This is a genomic window from Nonomuraea sp. NPDC049269 (genome assembly GCF_043197155.1).
Taxonomy (GTDB): Bacteria; Actinomycetota; Actinomycetes; order Streptosporangiales; family Streptosporangiaceae; genus Nonomuraea.
The window spans coordinates 349119-369549 of sequence record NZ_JBICSO010000009.1; the positions used below are offsets into that span (position 1 = coordinate 349119).

18 protein-coding genes are annotated in these 20431 nt (G+C 70.6%); 10 read left to right on the top strand and 8 right to left on the bottom strand.

The features are described from left to right. Nucleotides 1-36: 36 nt before the first annotated feature. The gene (locus tag ACGFNP_RS44800; RefSeq protein ID WP_393329100.1) at nt 37-1614 is read left to right on the top strand and encodes a penicillin-binding transpeptidase domain-containing protein; all 1578 of its coding nucleotides are present in this window, start codon (nt 37-39) and stop codon (nt 1612-1614) included. Nucleotides 1615-1616: 2 nt separating this feature from the next. On the opposite strand, the gene ACGFNP_RS44805 is transcribed toward ACGFNP_RS44800, so the two are convergent. Beyond that, the gene (locus tag ACGFNP_RS44805) at nt 1617-2141 is read right to left on the bottom strand and encodes a PadR family transcriptional regulator (RefSeq protein ID WP_358324168.1); all 525 of its coding nucleotides are present in this window, start codon (nt 2139-2141) and stop codon (nt 1617-1619) included. Nucleotides 2142-2204: 63 nt separating this feature from the next. Here ACGFNP_RS44805 and ACGFNP_RS44810 point away from each other — a divergent pair, with 63 nt between their 5' ends. Beyond that, nucleotides 2205-3695 carry an FAD-dependent monooxygenase gene (locus ACGFNP_RS44810; protein WP_393329102.1) on the top strand — a complete coding sequence of 497 codons (1491 nt, stop codon included), beginning with the start codon at nt 2205-2207 and terminating at the stop codon, nt 3693-3695. A gap of 96 nt (nt 3696-3791) precedes the next feature. Here ACGFNP_RS44810 and ACGFNP_RS44815 read toward each other — a convergent pair whose 3' ends face one another. After that, a complete protein-coding gene (locus ACGFNP_RS44815) occupies nt 3792-4547 on the bottom strand; it encodes a PadR family transcriptional regulator (protein ID WP_393329103.1) in 756 nt (251 codons plus the stop codon). Between the two features lie 125 nt (nt 4548-4672). Between ACGFNP_RS44815 and ACGFNP_RS44820 the strand changes: the two genes are divergently transcribed. After that, nucleotides 4673-5584 carry a MerR family transcriptional regulator gene (locus ACGFNP_RS44820; RefSeq protein ID WP_393329105.1) on the top strand — a complete coding sequence of 304 codons (912 nt, stop codon included), beginning with the start codon at nt 4673-4675 and terminating at the stop codon, nt 5582-5584. Nucleotides 5585-5679: 95 nt separating this feature from the next. Here ACGFNP_RS44820 and ACGFNP_RS44825 read toward each other — a convergent pair whose 3' ends face one another. After that, nucleotides 5680-6555, bottom strand: coding sequence for an alpha/beta fold hydrolase (locus ACGFNP_RS44825; RefSeq protein WP_393329107.1), 876 nt, complete (start codon nt 6553-6555; stop codon nt 5680-5682). 197 nt (nt 6556-6752) lie between these two features. Then, nucleotides 6753-7034 (bottom strand): DUF3040 domain-containing protein, encoded by a 282-nt coding sequence (locus tag ACGFNP_RS44830; RefSeq protein ID WP_219528394.1) that lies wholly within the window; start codon nt 7032-7034, stop codon nt 6753-6755. Nucleotides 7035-7167: 133 nt separating this feature from the next. Here ACGFNP_RS44830 and ACGFNP_RS44835 point away from each other — a divergent pair, with 133 nt between their 5' ends. The 5 genes from ACGFNP_RS44835 to ACGFNP_RS44855 all read left to right on the top strand — a co-directional run bounded on the left by ACGFNP_RS44835 (nt 7168) and on the right by ACGFNP_RS44855 (nt 15296). Continuing rightward, nucleotides 7168-8256, top strand: a complete 1089-nt coding sequence (locus tag ACGFNP_RS44835; RefSeq protein ID WP_393329109.1) for an Rv2578c family radical SAM protein — start codon at nt 7168-7170, stop codon at nt 8254-8256. 284 nt (nt 8257-8540) lie between these two features. Further along, entirely contained in the window at nt 8541-10412 is a 1872-nt protein-coding gene (locus ACGFNP_RS44840) for a GTP-binding protein (protein ID WP_393329110.1), read from the top strand. Between the two features lie 100 nt (nt 10413-10512). Continuing rightward, nucleotides 10513-10635, top strand: a complete 123-nt coding sequence (locus ACGFNP_RS44845) for a hypothetical protein (RefSeq protein ID WP_358324187.1) — start codon at nt 10513-10515, stop codon at nt 10633-10635. Nucleotides 10636-10697: 62 nt separating this feature from the next. Then, nucleotides 10698-13805: a S41 family peptidase gene (locus tag ACGFNP_RS44850; RefSeq protein ID WP_393329112.1), complete on the top strand. Its 3108-nt coding sequence runs from the start codon at nt 10698-10700 to the stop codon at nt 13803-13805. Between the two features lie 156 nt (nt 13806-13961). Beyond that, a complete protein-coding gene (locus ACGFNP_RS44855) occupies nt 13962-15296 on the top strand; it encodes a glycosyltransferase family 4 protein (RefSeq protein ID WP_358324193.1) in 1335 nt (444 codons plus the stop codon). A gap of 57 nt (nt 15297-15353) precedes the next feature. Here the strand turns inward: ACGFNP_RS44855 and ACGFNP_RS44860 are convergent, their stop codons facing one another. From ACGFNP_RS44860 to crcB, 3 genes are all read right to left on the bottom strand, one after another. Then, nucleotides 15354-16259 carry a trypsin-like peptidase domain-containing protein gene (locus ACGFNP_RS44860; RefSeq protein ID WP_358324196.1) on the bottom strand — a complete coding sequence of 302 codons (906 nt, stop codon included), beginning with the start codon at nt 16257-16259 and terminating at the stop codon, nt 15354-15356. Nucleotides 16260-16321: 62 nt separating this feature from the next. Continuing rightward, nucleotides 16322-16681 carry a CrcB family protein gene (locus ACGFNP_RS44865; protein WP_358324199.1) on the bottom strand — a complete coding sequence of 120 codons (360 nt, stop codon included), beginning with the start codon at nt 16679-16681 and terminating at the stop codon, nt 16322-16324. Then, complete coding sequence (gene crcB / locus ACGFNP_RS44870) at nt 16678-17133, bottom strand: fluoride efflux transporter CrcB (RefSeq protein ID WP_358324202.1); 456 nt, start codon at nt 17131-17133, stop codon at nt 16678-16680. The genes ACGFNP_RS44865 and crcB overlap by 4 nt, the downstream gene beginning before the upstream one ends. A gap of 101 nt (nt 17134-17234) precedes the next feature. On the opposite strand from crcB, the gene ACGFNP_RS44875 reads away from it, so the two are divergent. Beyond that, a complete protein-coding gene (locus tag ACGFNP_RS44875) occupies nt 17235-17948 on the top strand; it encodes an HNH endonuclease family protein (RefSeq protein ID WP_393329115.1) in 714 nt (237 codons plus the stop codon). 10 nt (nt 17949-17958) lie between these two features. Here the strand turns inward: ACGFNP_RS44875 and ACGFNP_RS44880 are convergent, their stop codons facing one another. After that, nucleotides 17959-18792, bottom strand: coding sequence for an SGNH/GDSL hydrolase family protein (locus tag ACGFNP_RS44880; RefSeq protein WP_358324208.1), 834 nt, complete (start codon nt 18790-18792; stop codon nt 17959-17961). Between the two features lie 219 nt (nt 18793-19011). Between ACGFNP_RS44880 and ACGFNP_RS44885 the strand changes: the two genes are divergently transcribed. Beyond that, nucleotides 19012-20256, top strand: a complete 1245-nt coding sequence (locus ACGFNP_RS44885) for an isochorismate synthase (RefSeq protein ID WP_358324211.1) — start codon at nt 19012-19014, stop codon at nt 20254-20256. Nucleotides 20257-20431 lie beyond the last annotated feature (175 nt).

Sequence of the window (20431 nt, forward strand, 5' to 3'; positions counted from 1 at the left end):
GGCTGACCAGTGGCGCGTGGCCGCACCATCGCGATCGTGTCCTGCGTCACCGTGCTGGCGGCGGGGGCCGCCGCGGGTGGCGCGTACTACGTGCTTCACACCAGAGGCACACCCGCCGAGGCGGCGCGGCTCTTCGCCGCCGCCTGGCAGTCGGGTGACAAGGCGGCCATGACCGCCGTGCTGGCCACACCGCAGCAGCTGACGCCGTACGACCAGATGCGCACCGGCCTGGCGGTCGAGGCCACCTCGGTCAAGCTCGGCGCCGTCACCGAGTCCGGCGACGACCGGGCCAAGGTGCCGTACACCACGACCCTGACGCTGAAGAACATCGGCGACTGGACCTACCAGGGACAGATCGACCTGAAGGTGGCCGATCGCGCCTGGAAGGTCGACTGGACGCCCAAGACCCTGCATCCGTCGCTGACCGCCGGCGCCACGTTCGCGCTGAAGACGCGCTGGCCCGACCGGGCCGAGATCACCGACTCCGACGGCGACCGCATCGACACCGGCGACGTCGGCGGGTCGGTGCAGCAGCTCGTCGGCTACCTCGACAAGGCGACCAAGAAGGACGTGGCCAAGCTCGGCTCCTCCTACCAGGTCGGCCAGGCCATCGGCAGGGGCGGGCTGCAGGAGACGTTCCAGGAGCAACTGGCCGGCACCCCGGCGACCGAGATCAAGGTCGGCGACAAGACGCTGCAGACGATCGAGGGCAAGGACGGCGAGGACCTGAAGACGACGCTCGACCCGCGCGCGCAGGCCGCCGCGGTGGCCGCGGTCAAGGACGTGAAGAAGCCCACCTCGATGGTCGCGATCAAGCCGAGCACGGGCGAGATCCTGGCCGTGGTCAACAACCAGGGCGGCTTCAACCGGGCGCTGGACGGCCGCTACCCGCCGGGCTCGACGTTCAAGGCCGTCACCGCGATCGGGCTGCTCGCGGCCGGGATGACGCCGGAGGATAAGGTGTCCTGCCCGATGTACGCGAACGTGGGCGGGCTGAAGATCCGCAACTCGGAGAAGGAGGAGTTCGGGTCGCTGTCGTTCCTCGACTCCTTCGCCCACTCGTGCAACACCACGTTCGCGCCGCTGGCCGAGAAGCGGCTGGGCGCCGACAAACTGCTGAAGACGGCCGAGGAGGTCGGGTTCAACCAGCCCCTGAACATCGGGGTGCCGGCCACCAAGGCCAGCTTCCCCAAGCCGGAGTCGGACGCCGAACTGGCCGCCGAGGCGTTCGGGCAGGCCCGGATCACCGCCAGCCCGCTGTCGATCGCCTCGGTCGCCGCGGCCATCGCCGACGGCACCTGGCGGCCGCCCACGCTGGTGCCCGACCTGAAGCAGAAGGCGAGCGAGCAGCCGCTGCCCGAGGGCGTCAAGACCAACCTGCACGCCATGATGGCGGCCGTCGTCACCAAGGGCACCGCCAAGGCGTCCGGGCTGCCCGCGGGCACGCACGGCAAGACGGGCACCGCCGAGTACGGCACCGGAGACAAGCTGCAGACCCATGCCTGGTTCATGGGGTTCAAGGAAGATGTGGCCTTCGCCGTGGTGGTGGAGGGAGGCGGCACCGGGGGCAAGGTCGCGGCCCCGGTGGCGGCCACGTTCCTGCGCCGTCTGTGACCTCAGCTTTCCAACTGCCGCAGAGCCCATCTGGCCCACTCGCGCTGCGCCTCGTACTGGGAGATCCCGTACTGCAGCGCGAGCCGGCCGAAGCGCAGGCCGCCGCGCGGGTGCTCGCCCGCGTCGGCGGCCTCGGCGATGGCCTTGAGCTCGGCCACCATCTGCTCGGCCGTCTCCAGATGTCCCCGTACGAGCTCGCTCGCCTCCGGTGGGTCCAGGGCGGACAGCAGGCACATGCGCAGGCCGTGCTCGTCGCGGACGGCGCGCGGCTTGGGCGGTGACAGCAGCCAGGCGCGCAGCTCCTCACGGCCCGCGTCGGTGATCGCATAGCTCCGGCTGCCTCGGGCCCCCTCTTCGGCGATGACGACGAGGCCCTCGTCCGCCAGGCGCTTGAGCTCGGGGTAGATGTGGCTCTGCCGCGCCGTCCAGGTGTAGCGCTGCAGTGAGCGCTCGAAACGGACGTTGAGGGCGTAGCCGCTGGCGGGCCCGTCCTCCAGCAAGCCGAGCAAGGCGTAACGCAGTGACATGTCCCTATCTTGGCATGCTCCTATCTTGACGTATACAACTGGACAGGTCCTAATGTGGGGGTCATGACGGATGTACTGATCGTGGGCGCCGGACCGACCGGCCTGACCCTCGCCTGTGACCTGACCCGCCGAGGGGTCGCCTGCCGCATCATCGAGCAGGCCGCCACGCCCGCGGCCGGCTCACGCGGCTTCACGCTCAAGCCGCGTTCCCTGGAGGCGCTGGACGATCTCGGCGTCGCCGACCGCATCCTGGCGGCGGGCGACGTCCGCGGCTGGCTCCGCTTCCACCTCGGCACCGAACCCCTCTTCGACCTGCGCCTGCCGCCCGCCCCCGCCGACCCCTCGCGCCCGTACCCGAACACCGTGGCGCTGCCCCAGTGGCGCACGGAGTCGATCCTGCGCGACCGGCTCGCCGAGTTCGGCGGGAAGGTGGAGTTCGGGCGGCGGCTGACCGGATTCGACGCCGGCGACGAGGGCGTGACCGCGACGCTGGAGGACGGCGAGCGGCTCCACGCGCGCTATCTGGTGGCCGCCGACGGCGGTCGCAGCCTGGTCCGGCGCACCCTCGGCCTGCCCTTCTCCGGCTCCACGGCCGAGGACACGCGCGCGCTCATCGCCGACGTGCGCATCGACGGCTTGGACCGCGGCAGCGGCACGCACCTCTGGGTGAGCGCCGACGGCCACATGCTGGTCGCCCGCCCCATCCCCCACGCCGACACCTGGCAGGTGGTCACCTCACTGGAGCCCGGCGACGAGGGCGACCTCGGCACCCTGCGCCACGCGCTCACGACCAGGACCGGCCGTGCCGACCTTCAGGCGTACGACCCGGCCTGGCTGTCGACCTGGCGCTACAACCTGCGGATGGTCGAACGCTACCGGGTCGGCCGGGTGCTGCTGGCCGGAGACGCCGCCCACGTGCACAGCCCCTTCGGCGGCCACGGCATGAACACCGGCATCCAGGACGCCTACAACCTGGGCTGGAAGCTCGCCCTGGTCATCCAGGGCGCGGCCAGGCCCGAACTGCTGGACAGCTACGAGGCCGAGCGGCTGCCGGTCGCGCGGGAGATCCTGGCCGACAGCGACCGCCGGATGAAGGGCATGGTCCCGCCGCGCGTCGTCCGCCCGCTGGTGCGGCTGATCTTGAAGTCCGTCATGGCCCGCCAGCAGCGCCGTACGCGCCACGACCACCCCGTCTACCGCACCGGCCCGCTGACCCGGCACCTCACCAGCAGCCACGGCCGGGTCCGGGCCGGCGACGTGGCCCCCGACGCCCCCGTCATGCTCGACGGGAGCGAACACCGCCTGTCCGAGCTGCTCCGCGGACCGCACTTCACCGCCCTGGCCTTCGGCGTCGCCCCGGACCTCGCCGATCCCCGGGTCCGCGCCTACACCGTCGTCCGCCGGGGCCGGGCCGGACTGGCCGACACGAGCGGGCACCTGCACCGCGTGTACGGCGGACGCGAGGGCACGACCGTGTTGATCCGCCCCGACGGCTACATCGGGCTCATGGCCGACTCCCCGACCGCGCTGGCGGACTATCTTGAGCGGCTCTGAGCCCCGGTGCGTGCGGCGTGACTGCCACCCGTAGGCTCGGCCTGGTCACAGCGGGCTCCACAGCGGTCCGTCCCAGGAAGGCCGGCTCTCCGGGGGTCAGCCCGCCAGGCCGCCCCGCTCCCCCATGGCGCCTCCGTCTGGGCGGCCGCTCTCCGGCGCGAAATCTCCCGTCGCGAAGTCTCCTGTCGCGAAGCCTCTTGGCGCGAGGTCTCTTACCGTGAGGTCTCCTGGCGCGAGGTCTCTTGCCGTCGGGTCCGCTGTGGTCGGCGGGGGCTGGTTCGGCTGGTGGTAGCCCTGCCATTGGGCGAGGCCGGGGAACGTGCCGATCGTCAGCTCCGCCAGCAGCGCCCCGGTCCACGCCTCCTCCGCCATGCTCATGGCCAGGGCGTATTCAGACTCGATGAGGAACAACCGCGGGATCTCACCACGCTCGACCTCGAGGTTCGACCGCTGGACGGCGATCCGGTCGCGGAGCAGGGCGAGCCGCCGCCGGAGCAACGCGGTGACCTCGTCGGGGTCGAGCCCGCCCATCACCGACAACCCGGCCTCGAACCCCGTGTGCTCCCGCTCGGGTGTCCCCAGCAGCTCGCGCGTCCAGTCCTCGGCCTCGTCGCGGCCGTCTTGGGTGATGCGGTAGACGGTCCGCTCGGGCCGGGCCCCTTGCCGGGTGCTCTCTATGGCCGCGATCAAACCGTGTTTCTCCAGATTGCGTACCACCGTGTAGAAGGAACCCCACTTGATGGGGGCCTCCCGATCCTTGCCACGAGCCCGCAGGACGGATGCCATCTCGTACGGATGCATCGGCCGTTCCGCGACCACCGTGAGCACGGAGAGGGCCAACAGATTGGCCACTCTGCGTCGTTGCGCCACCCACACCGTCCTTGTAGACGAATATTCGCGGACGAATATACGGGCACGAGTATTGCCATGGCAATACCGCTTGCGTCTCCAGTGGGTGGAAGGTGCAGGTTGGTGCCGTGAGCGATCACGTGGAGCTGTACACGATCGGCGAGCTGGCCCGCCGCACCGGGCTGCCGGTGCGGACGATCCGGTTCTGGTCCGACAGCGGCATCCTGCCGCCCACCGGCCGCACGGCGGGCGGCTACCGCCTGTACGACGAGGCCGCGGCGGCCCGCCTCGAACTGGTCCGCATGCTGCGCGACCTCGGCATCGGCCTGGCGGCTGTTCAAGACGTCCTGTCCCGGCAGGTCACGGTGGCCGAGGTGGCGCGGGTGCACCTGCGGGCCGTCGACGCCGAGATCCGGGCGCTGCGGATGCGCCGGGCCGTGCTGAGCGTGATCGCCGAACAGGGTGGCACGACCGAGGAGACACTGATGATGCACGAACTGGCCAGACTGTCCGCCGCGCAGCGGCAGCAGATCGTCGACGAGTTCGTCGAGGGCACGTTCGCGGGGCTCGACCTGGACGGCGACGCCGGGATCGTGGCCGAGTGGATGCGGGAACTGCCCGATGAGCCCGGCCGGGTGGACGCCTGGGTGGAGCTCGCCGGGCTGACCACCGACGCCGCCTTCCGCCGCCGGTTGAGGGAGATCGCGCTGGCGGGCCCGCAGCCCGCGCCGGGCCGCGATCTACGAGCGGCGGCCCTGGAGCACGTACGGCCGGCACTGGCCGACCAGGTGGCACCGGAGTCGGCCGAGGGCCTGCGGATCCTCGACCGGATCGTCGACGGCCCACAGCGGGGGCCCGAGCTGCTCGCCTGGCTGGAGACCGTCGCCGACGCCCGGGTCGAACGCTACTGGGAGTTGATCGCCACGCTCAACGGCCGCGAGACCGCGCCTCCCGCGGTGCCCGCACTCCAGTGGCTGATCGCCGCCCTGCGCGCCCACAGCCGACCTGCCGAGGTTTCGGGCCGTCGGGAAGGTACCTGATCAGGAAGGCCCCTGGGTGCGGCGCCAGCAGCGCGGCGAGCCGGGCGGTGCCGACGGCGCGGTGAGCCGGGTGGTGAGCGGGTGCGAGCGATCCGTCAGGTGGCGGTGTGGTCGAGGAAGGCGGCGATGAGGGGCGCGATTTCCGGCAGGTTCTCCTCAAGGGCGAAGTGACCGGTGTCGAAGAGATGAAGTTCGGCGTTGGGCAGGTCGCGCAGGTAGGCGCGGGCGCCGGGTTCGGGGAAGAACGGGTCGTTGGCGCCCCAGACGATGAGCGTGGGCGGGGTGTGCGCGCGCAGCCAGGCCTGCCAGGCGTCGTAGTGCTCGATGTTGGAGTGGTAGTCGAAGGTGAGGGCGATCTGGGCCTCCTTGCGGCCCGGGAGGTCGAGGAAGTGCTGGTCGAGCGTCCAGCCGTCCGGTGACACCAGCTCGGGGTCGCCGGTGCCGCTCTCGTACTGGCCGCGGGTGCCGGCCAGGGTGAGCAGCTCGCGGATCCGCTCTTCGGCGCCTTCGGTCTCCGGCCGCAGCCCGAGGAGGTCGCGGGCGAGCGGGGAAAGCCCTTCGACGTAGGCGTTGCCGTTCTGGACGATCAGCCCGGCGATCCACTCGGGGTGGCGCGTGGCGAGCCGGAAGCCGACCGGCGCGCCGTAGTCGAAGACGTACATCACGAAGCGGGTCAGGCCGAGCCCCACGACGAAGCCCTCGACGATGTCGGCGAGCCGGTCGAAGGAGTAGGCGAAGCCTTCGGGGGTCTCGGTGTGCCCGAAGCCGGGGAAGTCGGGGGCGATCAGCCGGTAGCGGCCGCCCAGGACGTCGATCAGGCGGCGGAACTGGTGGGAGGCCGAGGGGAAGCCGTGCAGGAGCAGCAGCACGGGCGCGTCGGGCCGGTCGGGAAGCGACTCGCGGTAGAAGACCCGGACGCCGTCGACCTCGAGATGGCGATGCACGGTCCGGGCGACCAGGGGAAACGTCATGGCTAATGCCTTTCAGATCAGAGATCTCATGCATCAGCAACATAAATGATCTCGTACCCCTGACCGGGGAGCCACCGGCCCTGGATTTGGTCAACACCCGCCCGACAGCGCAAGGCGATCTGGCGACAGGGCACGTCAATGCCATCCAGAATCGCCAACCCGGACATCACAAAACGCCGGAAATGTCCGGCAGAGCGTCAGAGCGAGGCGGCCAGTGCGAGGGCCGCGGCGGCCTCGTGGCGCAGGACCATGATCAGCAGCGTGGCGACCAGGGTGGCGATCAGCAGCCAGCTGATGAGGATGATGACCGTCGAACGGCGCGGCTTACGCCGCCCGCCGGACCCCCCGTCGGCCTTCTCCTCGCTGCGCCGGGCCCGCTCGTTGAATGACTCCAGCCGCGCCACAAGTCGCGGATCGTCATCGACGAGGTGCTGCTCGATCTGTGCCAGCATCCGCTCCTCGTCCTGCGACCAGGCCATGGGTGCACCTCCGGAACGCAAGCTCTGTGCCGGGTTTCTGCCCAACCATGAAGATCATTAGCCCCCGCCCAAGCAGGTAATTGCCACCTCTTTCCATTTGCGATCATCATCGAACCTTTGTTCTAATCATGGGATGCGCTGGGACAACCTGCGTCTGGCCGATTCCGGCCGGGACGATCCGGCCGCGCCGCTGTTCGCCCGCGGCGCGGTCACCCGCACGTTCGACACGCCCGAGTTCAAGGGGATGACCTTCTTCGAGATCCACGCCCGTTCGATCATCAACCGGGTGCCGGCGGCCAGCCGGGTCCCGTTCGACCACACCATCAACCCCTATCGGGGCTGCGGCCACCGCTGCGTCTACTGCTTCGCCCGCAAGACGCACCAATACCTCGACCTCGATGCCGGTGCCGACTTCGACTCGAAGATCGTGGTCAAGGTCAACGCCGCCGAGCTGGTCCGCAAGGAGCTGGCCGCGCCGCGCTGGCCGGGTCATGCCATCGCCATGGGCACGAACGTCGACTGCTACCAGCGCGCCGAGGGCCGTTATCAGCTGATGCGCGGCATCCTGTCCGCCCTGCGCGACGCCGCGAACCCGTTCTCGATCCTCACCAAGGGCACACTCATCCTGCGCGACCTCGACCTGCTGACCGAGGCGGCCGAGGTCACCCAGGTGAGCGCCAGCGTGTCGGTCGGCTTCGTCGACCCCGACCTGTGGCGCTCCGTCGAGCCCGGCACCCCCGACCCGCGCCGCCGGCTGGAGACCTGCGCCACGCTCAACGACAACGCCATCCCCTGTGGCGTGCTGATGGCGCCGATCCTCCCCTATCTCACGGACTCCCCCGGCCAGCTCGAACGTACGGTCAAGGAGATCGCCCAGTCGGGCGCCACGCACCTCGCCCCCATCGTCCTGCACCTGCGGCCCGGGGCGCGCGAGTGGTGGCTGGGGTGGCTGTCCCGCGAGCATCCCCGGCTTGTGCCGCGCTATCTGGAGCTGTACGGAAGGGGGGCCTACGCGCCGCAGGCGTACCAGCAGCGCATCACGGACCAGGTCAAGGCGCTGGCCCGCCAGTACGGCGTCGGCCGCGCGACCGCGGCTTCGGCGCGCCGCCTTCCGCCACGCCCCCAGGCCGGAGCCCCGCACGGCCCAGAGGCCGGAGCCCGGCCCGGCCCGGCGGCGCTGCAGCTCAGCCTCCCCGGCCTGTCCGAACTCCCGGACGAGTGAGCCCTTCACCGAAGTCGGCCACCGGTCACCACTTCGGCCGGCGGCAAGCCTTCGAGAGGGGGTAGGCGCGGCGTTCACGAGGTGCGCTTCGGCGCCGGTCCTTGGCCGCAGCAGCCCTCGTCCGGCCGGACGGTCGTGAGCGACGAATAATGGTTGGCGGCGCGGATCACCCCGCTGCCACTATGGGGCCGTCTCTGACGTCTACCGGCAGGAGCGTGTGATGCGGTGCCTTCGAGTCTCCCAGCGCCCTATTGGCACGAGAGTTCTCGAGGCTTCGACCACACATGCACATCCTCAACATCGGCATCCTCGCGCATGTAGACGCCGGTAAGACCAGCCTGACCGAGCGGCTGCTGTTCCGGACCGGCGTGATCGACCGGCTGGGCAGCGTCGACGACGGCAGCACACAGACCGACAGCGGCGCCATCGAACGGCGCCGCGGCATCACCATCCGTACCGCCGTCGCCTCCTTCACCGTGGGCGACCTGCGGGTCAACCTCATCGACACGCCCGGCCACGCCGACTTCGTGGCGGAGGTCGAACGAGCGCTCGGTGTGCTCGACGGCGCCGTGCTGGTGCTGTCGGCCGTCGAAGGGGTTCAGCCGCACTCGCGCGTCCTGATGAAGACGCTGCGCAGGCTGCGGGTGCCTACGCTGATCTTCGTCAACAAGATCGACCGGGCCGGGGCCCGGGAGCGGGAGCTACTGGACGACATCCGGCGGTGGCTCTCGCCGCACTGCGCCCCTCTGAACACCGTCCGGCGGCTCGGCGGCCCGGACGCCCACACGGTACGCACTCCCGGCCCGGACGCCGAGGTGCTGGCCGAGCATGACGACGGCATCCTGGAGTCGCTCGTCGAGGGGCGGGTGCCGACCGGCAAGGAGCTGTGGGCGGCGATGGCCCGGCAGTGTGCCGACGGGGTGCTGCATCCGGTGCTGTTCGGGTCGGCGATGACCGGGCGGGGGGTGGATGAGCTGCTCGACGGGTTCCATCTGCTCCCGGCCACCGTCGCATCGGGTGGCGGGGCGGCCGGGGCGACGGTGTTCGCGATCGAGCGTGGTGCCGCCGGGGAGAAGATCGCCTATCTGCGGATGCGTTCCGGCGTGCTGCGGGCGCGGCAGCGGGTGTCGCTCTATCGCCGCGGCCGGGACGGGACGGTCGAGGAGTATGTCGGGCGGCCGACCGCGGTGCGGGTGGCCGGGTCCGCCGAGACGGAGGCGGTGGCCGGGGACATCGTGACAGTGCGCGGCGTCCCCGAGATCCGGGTCGGCGACCACCTCGGAACCCCGCCGGAAGCGGACGCCCGAGACAGCGGCCGGGCCGGGTATTTCCTGCCGCCCAGCCTGGAGACGGTGGTCAGGCCGCGGGTGCCGGGTCAGGAGGGGCGGCTGCATGCCGCGCTGGCCACCCTGGCCGAGCAGGATCCGCTGATCGGCACCCGCGCCCTGCCGGGCGGTCAGACGTCGGTACTCCTCTACGGGGAGGTGCAGAAGGAGGTCATCGCCGAGACGCTGGCCGCCGACTTCGGGGTGGCGGCGGTGTTCGAGCCGACCAGGCCCGTCTATCTCGAACGGCCCGCGCGCCGGGCGGAGGTCGTCGAGGAGATCACGCGTCACGGTCGTAACGACTTCGTCGCCACCGTCGGCCTGCGGGTGGAGCCCGCCGCCATCGGATCCGGGGTCGGATACCGGCTGGGCGTGGATCTGGGGTCGCTGCCGCTGGCCTTCCATCGGGCCATCGAGGACACCGTGCGCGACACGCTGGCCGAGGGACCGCACGGCTGGCCGGTCACCGACTGCCTGGTCACGCTGACCAGGAGCGGTTACGACAGTCCGGTCAGCACGGCGGCCGACTTCCGCGGGCGGACCGCGATCGTGCTGCGGCGGGCACTGCGCCGGGCGGGCACACGGGTGTACGAGCCGTGCCACCGCTTCGAGCTGGAGGTGCCGCCGGAGTCGCTGAGCGCGGTGACCGTACGGCTGGCGGCGCTGGGTGCCGTGGTGGCCGATGCCGTGCGGCGGGAGGCGGTGTGGCTGGTCAGCGGCGAGATCCCGGCCGTGGCGGTGCATGAGTTCGAGCTGGCGCTGCCCGGGCTGTCGCACGGCGAGGGTGTGTGGTGGTCGCAGCCCTTCGGCGACCGCCCTGCTCGCAGGTAACGATATGTCACCATTAACCCGCCCATAGTGACCGCCATGCCCGAAATGGGTACTAAGTGCGTTGATGTACCAATCCACCATCATCCGTTCGGGGGGAACCATGGTGAACAAGAAGCCGGCTGCCAAGACCGGCAAATCCAAAAAACAGGCGATCAAGTCCAGCCGCCAGGTCAAGGAGTCCAAGGACGCCAAGAAGGAGCCCAAGAAGCCCGACGTGGCGTGACCCGGTGAAATGATCAGGCAGCCGCGGCCGGAGTCCCGGCTGCCTGACCACGGGAGCGATCCATGACGGCCTACCTCCGCTTCCCCGCCGTCTTCCAGGACGTCGTCGTCTTCGCCGCCGAGGACGACCTGTGGATGGTCTCCGCCCTCGGCGGGCGCGCCTTCCGCCTGACCGCCGGGGTCGCCGAGGCCGGATACCCGCGCATCTCTCCGCGCGGCGACCAGCTCGCCTTCGTCGGACGCGAGGAAGGCCAGGAAGAGGTGTACGTCATGCCCGCCGACGGGGGCGCGGCCCGGCGGGTCACCTACCACGGGGCTCGCTGCGCCGTCACCGGCTGGGACCCTGAGGGCCGCATCCTGTACGCCAGCGACGAGTGCCAGCCCTTCGAGGGCCGCAAGTGGCTGCACCGCGTCGCGCCGGGTGGCGTGCCGCAACGCCTGCCGTACGGCCCCGCGAACTCCATCGCCCACGGCCCGGACGGCATGATCGTCCTGGGGCGCAACACCGCCGACCCGGCACGCTGGAAGCGGTACCGCGGCGGCACCGTCGGCGACCTGTGGATCGATCCCGACGGCGAAGGCCACTTCCGCCGGCTCATCCGCCTGCCCGGCAATCTGGCCTCCCCCTGCTGGAGCGGCGACCGCGTCTGCTTCCTGTCCGACCACGAAGGCGTCGGCAACGTGTACTCCTGCACTCCCGACGGCGACGACCTGCGCAAGCACACCCATCACGAGGACTACTACGCCCGCAACCTGTCCGGCGACGGCCACCGCCTCGTCTACCACGCGGGCGCCGACCTCTACCTGCTCGATCCGGGGGACGCGCCGCACCGGATCGACGTGCGGCTGGCCAGCTCCAGGACCCAGCGCAACCGCAGGTTCGTGGACGCCGACGACTACCTCGACAGCGCCACGCTCAGTCCCGACGGCAGCTCCCTGGCGGTCACCGCGCGCGGCAAGGCGTACGCCATGGCCGGTTGGGAGGGGCCGGTCCGGCAGCACGGCGAGCCGGACGGCGTCCGTTACCGCTTCCTGACCTGTCTCAACGACGGCCGCCGCCTCATCGCCGCCGCCAGTGACGACAGTGATGAGGAACAGCTGGTCATCCTCGGCGACGCGACCGCCCTGAGCATCGCCCGGCTCGGGCGGATCACCGCGCTGGCGCCCGACCCCGTCCATGACCGCGTCGCCGTCACCAACCACCGCGACGAGCTGCATCTCGTCGAGCTGGCCACCGGGCAGGCCGTACTCGTCGAGGCCAATCCGCACGGGCCGCCCGCGGACCCCGCCTGGTCGCACGACGGCCAGTGGCTCGCGTACGCCAGCCCGCTGAACGCCCACACCACCGCGATCATGCTGCATCACCCCGCGACCGGCCAGACCGTGCCCGCCACCGAACCCCTTCTCGAAGACTCCCGTCCCGCCTTCGACCCGCGCGGCCGCTACCTGTACTTCATCGGCCAGCGCGTCTTCTCCCCCGTCTACGACCAGCTCCAGTTCGACCTCGGCTTCCCCCTCGGCACCCGCCCCTACGCCATCGCGCTGCGCCGGGACGTCCCCGACCCGTTCGTCCCGCAGCCGCGTCCCCTCGGGGCCAAGGACGAGGACGACGAGGAAGAGGAGGAGCCCGAGCCGCTGCGCGTGGACCTCGACGGGCTGGTCCGCCGCGTCACCGCGTTCCCGCTGCCTGAAGGCCGCTACGAGCGCATCGCCGGGCTGCCCGGCAAGGCCCTCATCCTCAGCAGCCCGCTGCAGGGTGACGGCGTCCTGGACCTGTACGACTTCGCCAAGGGCGAGAGCGAGACGTTCGCCCGCGGCGTCACCGACTTCGAGCTGGGCCGCGACCACAAGACGCTCCTGTACCGGGCGGGCGACCGGCTGCGTGTGCTGAAGGCCACCGAGACACCCGACAACGACGACGACACCCCGGGCCGCGAGAGCGGGTGGATCGACCTGTCGCGGATCAAGGTGTCGGTCTGCCCGGCCGCGGAGTGGCGGCAGATGTTCCGCGAGGCGTGGCGCCTGCAGCGCGAGAACTTCTGGACCGAGGACATGGCCGGCGTCGACTGGGCCGAGGTGTACGAGCGCTACCTGCCGCTCGTGGAGCGCGTCAGCACCCGGGGCGAGTTCTCCGACCTGCTGTGGGAGCTCCACGGCGAGCTGGCCACGAGCCACGCCTTCGAGAGCGGCGGTGAGTACCGGCCGGGCCCCGAATACACGCAGGGCAAGCTCGGCGTCGACTGGGACCACCGCGACGGCGTCTACCACATCGGCGCGATCGTCACCGGCGACCTGTGGAACCCCGAGGCCACCTCACCCCTCAACCGGCTCGGCCTCGACGTACGGCCCGGCGACGCGGTCCTGGCCATCAACGGCGCTCCCATCGGCGAGACCGCCACCCCGAACGAACGCCTGGTCAACCTGGCCGACGAGGAGGTCGAGCTCACGCTGCGCCGCGGCGAGCGCCTCTTCACCGCCACGGTCCGCGCCATCGCCGACGAGCGGCCCGCCCGCTACCGCGACTGGGTCAACCTCAACCGCGCCCGCTGCCACCAGCGTTCGGACGGCCGCGTCGGCTACCTGCACGTTCCCGACATGGGCACGGAAGGGTTCGCCGAGTTCCACCGCGGCTTCCTGGCCGAGTACGACCGCGACGCCCTCATCGTCGACGTCCGCTTCAACGGCGGCGGCAACGTCTCGGCGCTGCTGCTGGAGAAGCTGGCCCGCCGCCGCCTCGGCTACGACTACCCCCGCTGGGGCGACCCCGCGCCCTATCCGCCGGAGTCGCCGCGCGGCCCGCTGGTCGCCCTCACCAACGAATGGACCGGCTCCGACGGCGACATCTTCAGCCACACCTTCAAACTGCTGGGCCTCGGCCCCCTCATCGGCAAGCGAACCTGGGGCGGCGTCATCGGCATCTGGCCGCGGCACCGATTGGCCGACGGCACCCTAACCACGCAGCCAGAGTTCTCCTTCGCCTTCGACGACGTGGGCTGGCGGGTCGAGAACTACGGCACGGACCCCGACCTGGAGATCGACATCACCCCGCAGGACTACGCGGCGGGCACGGACACCCAGCTCGAGAAGGCCATCGACGTGATACTCGGCCTGCTGGCCGAACACCCCCCGCACACCCCGGATCCAGCACATCGGCCACGGATGCAACCATAAGACGATTTACAGCGTCTATAGATCATGCGTGGGGTTGGTCCTCGGGGATGGACGGGACACTCCGCCGAAGCGGGACAATAAGCCGGTGGCGAACGGGTACGTATCGCTAACGGCCACTTGTGTAGTGACACTCTCAGTCCAAGGGGGACTTCTCAGGTGCGCGCACTGGCACGCAAGGGCAAGTCGGCGATGGTCCGGCTGTACAGGGGCTACAACCGCCGCAAGGTGCGCAAGGCGCCACCGCCGTCGACGGACAAGGTCAGCATTCTGATCCTGCACGCGTACGGCATGGGCGGCACGATCAGGACGGTGTTCAACCTGGCCAGCTATCTGGCCAAGCACCACGACGTCGAGATCGTCAGCATTCTGAAAGAGGCCGAGGAGCCCTTCTTCCCCATCGATCCACGGGTGAAGTTCCGTTTCCTGGACGACCGGCTGAACCCCAGCCCGGACCCGGTGCGCGCGATGCTGTCGAAGATGCCGAGCAAGCTCATCCCGGCGGAGGAGTCGGCCTACCACCGCTTCAACCTCTGGACCGACCTCAAGCTGGCCCGCTACATCCGCTCGCTCGACACCGGGATCCTCATCTCCACCAGGCCCGGCCTCAACCTGGCGATGGCCCAGTTAGCGCTGCCCAGCCTCATCACCATCGGCCAGGAGCACGTCGCCCTGCGCACCCAGCCGGAGGCGGTGCAGGAGCTCATCAAGTGGCGCTACCGGCGCTTCGACGCCCTCGCCACCCTCACCAAGGCGGACCTGCGCGACTATCGCGCCGCCCTGCCCAAGAAGCCCAAGCGGCTCATCCGCATCCCCAACGCGGTGCCGCCCATGACCGGCGACGTGGCCAAGCTCGACGCCAAGGTCGTCATCGCCGTCGGCAGGCTGACCCGCCTCAAGGGCTTCCACCGGCTCATCGTCGCCTGGGAAGAGGTCGCCAAGACCCACCCCGACTGGACGCTGCGCATCTTCGGCGCCGGTCCCCAGGAGGAGAACCTGCGCCAGCAGGTGATCGACGCCGGCCTCGAAGGCAAGGTCGAACTGCCCGGCGCCACCACCGACGTCGGCGCCGAGCTGGAGAAGGCGTCCGTCTTCGTGCTCAGCTCGCGCCACGAGGGCTTCCCGATGACCATCCTGGAGGCCATGGCCAAGGGACTGGCCATCGTCAGCTTCAACAGCCCGCACGGGCCCAAGGAGATGATCACCGACGAGGTCGACGGGTTGCTGGTCAAGCCGCGTACCAACGCCAACCTCGCCACCTCGCTCCTGCGCGTCATCGAGGACGAGCAGCTGCGCCGTCACCTGGCGGCCGGGGCGCTGGAGACCGCGCGCACGTACGACGTCGACGCCATCGGCGCCCAGTGGGACGCCCTCTTCGCGGAGCTCCTGGCCCGCCGCAACGGCACCTACGTCCGTCCGACCCCGCCCGCGCAGGCACCGGCACAGATCGAGCCGGCACCGGCCGACCCCGCGCAGGCCCCGCCGCACGCCTGACGCCCGCGCCCCCGCTCTCGATCCGGGCGGGCGTCACCAAGCGGACGATCCGCTCGCTCAGGTGCGGCTCGTCAGCTCGACCGGCTCCGCGATGACGTCCACCAGTGCCCCGTTGCGGTGCACCGTGATGGGCAGGGGCCGCCCGATCGCGTCGGCGAACATCAACCGCTGCAGGCTCTGCGCGTCCCCCACCGGATGGCGGTCGGCGCTCAGCACCAGATCCCCCGCCCGCAGGCCGGCCCGGTCGGCGGGCGATCCGGGCATCACCTCCACCACCCGCAGCGCGGTGTCCTGGCCGGTCCGCCGCCGTAGCGGCTCGGCCAGCGGCGCCGGCGAGGTCACCAGCCCCAGGTACGCCCGTCGTACCCGGCCGTCCTTGATCAGCGTGGCGATGATCGCCCGGGTCGTGCTGTTGACCGGCACGGCCAGCCCCACCCCGACACCGGCCACGGCGGTGTTGACGCCCACCACCCGCCCCTGCGAGTCGGCCAGCGCGCCGCCCGAGTTGCCGGGGTTCAGCGCCGCGTCCGTCTGGATCACGTCCTCGATGAGGCGTACGGCCTGGCCGCTGCGGGCCGGTAAGGACCGTCCCAGCCCCGACACCACGCCGGCCGTCACCGAACCGGCCAGCCCCAGCGGGCTGCCGACCGCCACCACGAGCTGCCCCACCACCAGCTCGTCGCTGTCGCCCAGGACGACGGGCCCGGGCGTGGGCACCTGCGCCCTGATCACCGCGAGATCCGACAGCGGATCCCGCCCCACCACCAGGAACTCACCCGACGCCCCGTCGGAGAACGCCACCGTGCCCGCCCTCGACGAGCCCACCACGTGCGCGTTCGTCAGCAGGAATCCATCGGCTGTGAAGACCACCGCCGATCCGCTGCCCCGGTCCACCCGCACGCTGGCCACCTTCGGCAGCAGCTCGGCCGCCACCGTTGAGACGACACGGGAGTAATCATCCATGACGACCTCTTCTCAGTTGCTTACATCATTACTCCGCAACTGAGAAAACGGCACCAACTTTTTCAGCTCACCGCCTGCGCCAGGGCGGCGCCGCAGTAGGCCGCCCCCAGCCCGGCCACGACGCTCGCCGCCGCGTTGGCCACCGAGTGGAAGCGGGCGCCCTCCTCGGCCAGCCGCACGGTCTCGTACCCCAGGGTCGAGTACGTGGTCAGCGCCCCGCAGAACCCGGTGCCCGCGAACGCCATCACTCCGCTCCCGGCAGGCAGCGCCGCCAGGAACCCCAGCACCGCCGACCCGGCCACGTTCACCGCCAGCGTCCCCCAGGGGAACACCGTGTCGTGCCCGGCCTGCACCGCCCGGTCCGCCAGATACCGCAGCGGAGCGCCCAGCGCCGCGCCCACCACGATCAGGACGATCGTCATCGGGCCGCCACCCGCGCCAGCCGCCGCGTCACCCGCATCCCGCACCACACCGCCACCACGGCCGCGACCATCGTGGCCGCCAGATAGACCAGCCCGGCGACCGGCGCCCCCCATGCCACCAATCGCTGCACATCCACCACGTAAGTGGAGAACGTGGTGAACCCGCCCAGAATCCCGACTCCGAGGAACGGCCGCACCAGCCGATGCGCCTGCCGTACTTCGGTGATCACCACCATGAGCACCCCGATCAGCAGGCATCCGGAGACGTTCACCCAGAACGTCGCCCACGGGAACCCGGCAGGTGAGGTGGGCAGCGCGCTCTGCACCCCGTACCGGGCCAGCGCCCCTAGCGCACCCCCGGCCGCGATGACCGCGAGCACGCCCCAGGACAGCTCCGCCCGCTGCCCGGGAACGTGGAGATCCACATCCGGATCAACAGCACCGTGCGTCATAGATCCCTCCCTCTGCCGTCTCAAACCTCTCACCGTGTCAAACACCACAATGTCGGGAATTGATCTCTAGAGAACCTGTGCCCAAGATCTCGGAGGCGTACTTGAGCACAAAGGATACGGTCGCCCTCCTGGCCGGGGGTGTACTGGTCGTCTCCCTCATCGGCGGCAGCAAGAGCAGCCCGGCCACCGCGGCCAGCCCCCTGAGCAACACCAGCGGAACCCTGCCAGGACTCGCCCCCATCACCAAAGATGCCGACAAAGCCAGCGCCCGCGCCCTCATCAAGGGACTCCGGGTGAAGGGCCGCGGCCCCAAGACGGGCTACGAGCGCACCAGGTACGGCGACAACTGGGCCGACACCGCCACCGACGTCCCGTACGCCCGCAACGGCTGCCGTACCCGCGACGACCTGCTCGCCCGTGACGGCCATGACGTCAAGTATCGCCAGGGCTCCCGCTGCGAGATCGTCTCCCTGCGGCTGACCGACCCTTACACCGGCAGGACCATCGACTGGCGCAAGGAGCACGCCGACGAGATCCAGGTCGACCACGTCATCCCGCTCGCCTACGGCTGGCGGATGGGCACGCCGCGCTGGTCGATGGCCAAGCGCGTCGACTTCGCCAACGACCCGCTCAACCTGCTGCCCGTCGACGGCGCCGCCAACGAGCAGAAGGACGGCTCGGGGCCGGCCGGCTGGCTGCCGCCGCAGCGCCGCATCCGCTGCGCCTACGTCACCCGCTTCGCCCAGGTCGCGCGCAAGTATGACCTGCCCGTCACCCGCGAGGACAAGGACACCATGCTCGCCCAGTGCCGCTGACCGCCGCCGCTCAGCGCACGTCCATCCACTCGAAGCCGTTCTTGAACGTCAGCGCGGCCAGGACCCGCTGCCCGTCGGCGTTGGGGTGGAAGTAGTCCCACTTGCTGATGTGGTCGAGCGTGAACGGGTAGCCGAACACCGCGCCGCCGTCCGTACGGCACGCGGGACCCAGCGTCGCGCACGCCTCGGCGGCCTCGTGGTTGTAGGCCATCACCCGCGCCCGCACCCGGGTCCGCCGCGCCACGTCCGCGGCCTTCATCGATGATGGGGAGGCGAGCATGGTGGGGCAGATATGGCCGAGCGTCCAGAACGAGCGCGCCAGCGCGTTGCCCTTGCCGACCTGCCACAACCGGCGCAGGTCCGGAATGCTGGCGATGAACACCCGCACGCCCGGCATCCCGGCCCGCAGCTCCGCCAGAGCCGCGTCCAGCCGCTGCCGGTAGACCTGCACGGGCGTCATGTCCTTCTCCGCCGGCTTGCAGGCGTCCTGGGCGCCGATGAGGATTGTGACATAACTCGCTTTGGCCTCCACCGCCTGCCTCACCTGCCCCAGCAGGTCCGCGCTCGTGGACCCGGGCACCGCGAAGTTGCGGTTGTGCCCCAGGATCGACCTGCTCAGCCCGGCCAGCCGCAGGTAGTGGCTGGTCACCTGGGCGTTGTCGCCCGCCGACCAGGAGCGGGAGGTGCAGGCGACGTACCAGCCGCACGCGTTGAACCCGGCCGAGACCGAATCACCCAACGCCGCCATGACCTCTGGGACAGGCTCCGCCGTGGCGGCCTGGGCCGTACCGGAACCGAGAAGAACGAGCGCGGCGACGCAGACGGGCGCGAGACGAGTGATCATGCGGCCCAAAGTAGGGATGAGCGAGGAGGCCGACTATGTCGTTAGGGCAACATCTGCCATCTCAGGACCGTGTTCATATCGCCGCTTGACAGGCCGGATCCGATGCGGCCACGACCGAATATCATGCGAGTTCCCACTTTTTCTGGGTTCGTTGACCGTAACCGGTCATTCACGGGGGTCCCAGTCGAACGTGTTCAGTTCCCGCATAGAGTGTCTTGGGTGAGTGTCGCGCTCGGAACCACCCGCCCGCTACCGGTTCGCACCACCCCCATAGGTGACCCCGGTAACTTGCTGGCCTCCCTGCCCCGGACCCCCGCCCCTTATGCCTGGATCAGGCATGGCGAAGGACTCGTCGGCTGGGGTGAGGCCGCCCGTGTGAATGTTCCCGCAGGTCCCGGCCGGTTCGCCTGGGCCCGGCGGTGGCTCGGCGACCTCTTCGGCGACGCCCGCATGGACGCCTACCTCGACGGGCCGGCCGGCACACCCGGCGTCGGGCCGGTCGCCTTCGGCTCCTTCACCTTCGACGAGAACGCCGCCGGCTCCGTCCTCGTCGTCCCGCAGGCCGTACTCGCCCGGCGCAACGGCCACGCCTGGCTCACCACCATCGGCGACGCGCGGCTCGAACCCCTCACCCCGATCCGCGACCCGGGCCGCATCAGCTACGGCGACGGCAGCCTGTCCGCCCCCGAATGGGAGCACGTCGTCGCCCAGGCCGCCCGGCGCATCCGCGACGGCGAGCTGGAGAAGGTCGTCCTGGCCCGGGACCTGCTCGCCACGGCCGAGCGTCCCATCGACGTACGCCTGCTGCTCAGCCGCCTGGCGCACCGCTATCCCGAGTGCTACACCTTCTCCGTCGCCGGCTTCGTCGGCGCCACGCCCGAACTGCTCATCCGGCGCACCGGCCAGGAGATCGAGTCGCTCGTCCTGGCCGGCACCACGCCGCGCGGCAGCGGCCCCGAAGACGACCTGGCGCGCGGCGCCGCGCTGTTCGCCTCGGCCAAGGACCGGCACGAGCACGAGTGCGCCATCGCGTCCGTACGCGAGACGCTCGCCCCGCTGTGCTCGTCGCTGCAGACCCCCGACGAGCCCGAACTGCTCATGCTGCCCAACGTCCAGCACCTGGCCAGTCACGTCACGGGCCGCCTGGCCGACGGCGCGTCGGTGCTCGACGTGGTCGCCGCCATGCACCCGACCGCGGCGGTGGGCGGCACACCCACCGACACCGCCATCAAGGTGATCCGGGAGCTGGAGGGGATGGATCGCGCGGGGTACGCGGGGCCCGTCGGATGGATCGACGCTCACGGGGACGGCGAGTGGGGGATCGCGCTGCGGTCGGGGATCGTCCGCGGCCGCCGCGCCCGCCTCTTCGCCGGCGGCGGCATCATGGGCGACTCCGACCCGGCCTCCGAACTCGCCGAGGCGCAGGCGAAGTTTCGCGTCATGCAGTATGCGCTGGAGGGATGATTTTTGCGTTATGGGAGGGCCCAGCCGCCGTGGGCCGCATGCGCTTGAGGGGTCAAAACCTTTTCTGTGCTTTACGGCACAGCACGGGAGGGCCCAGTCACCGTACGTGGCTGAGGACCTCCAGGGACACGGCCGCTGAGCCCGCACGGGGCCGGGCGCCGTTACGGCCGTATTC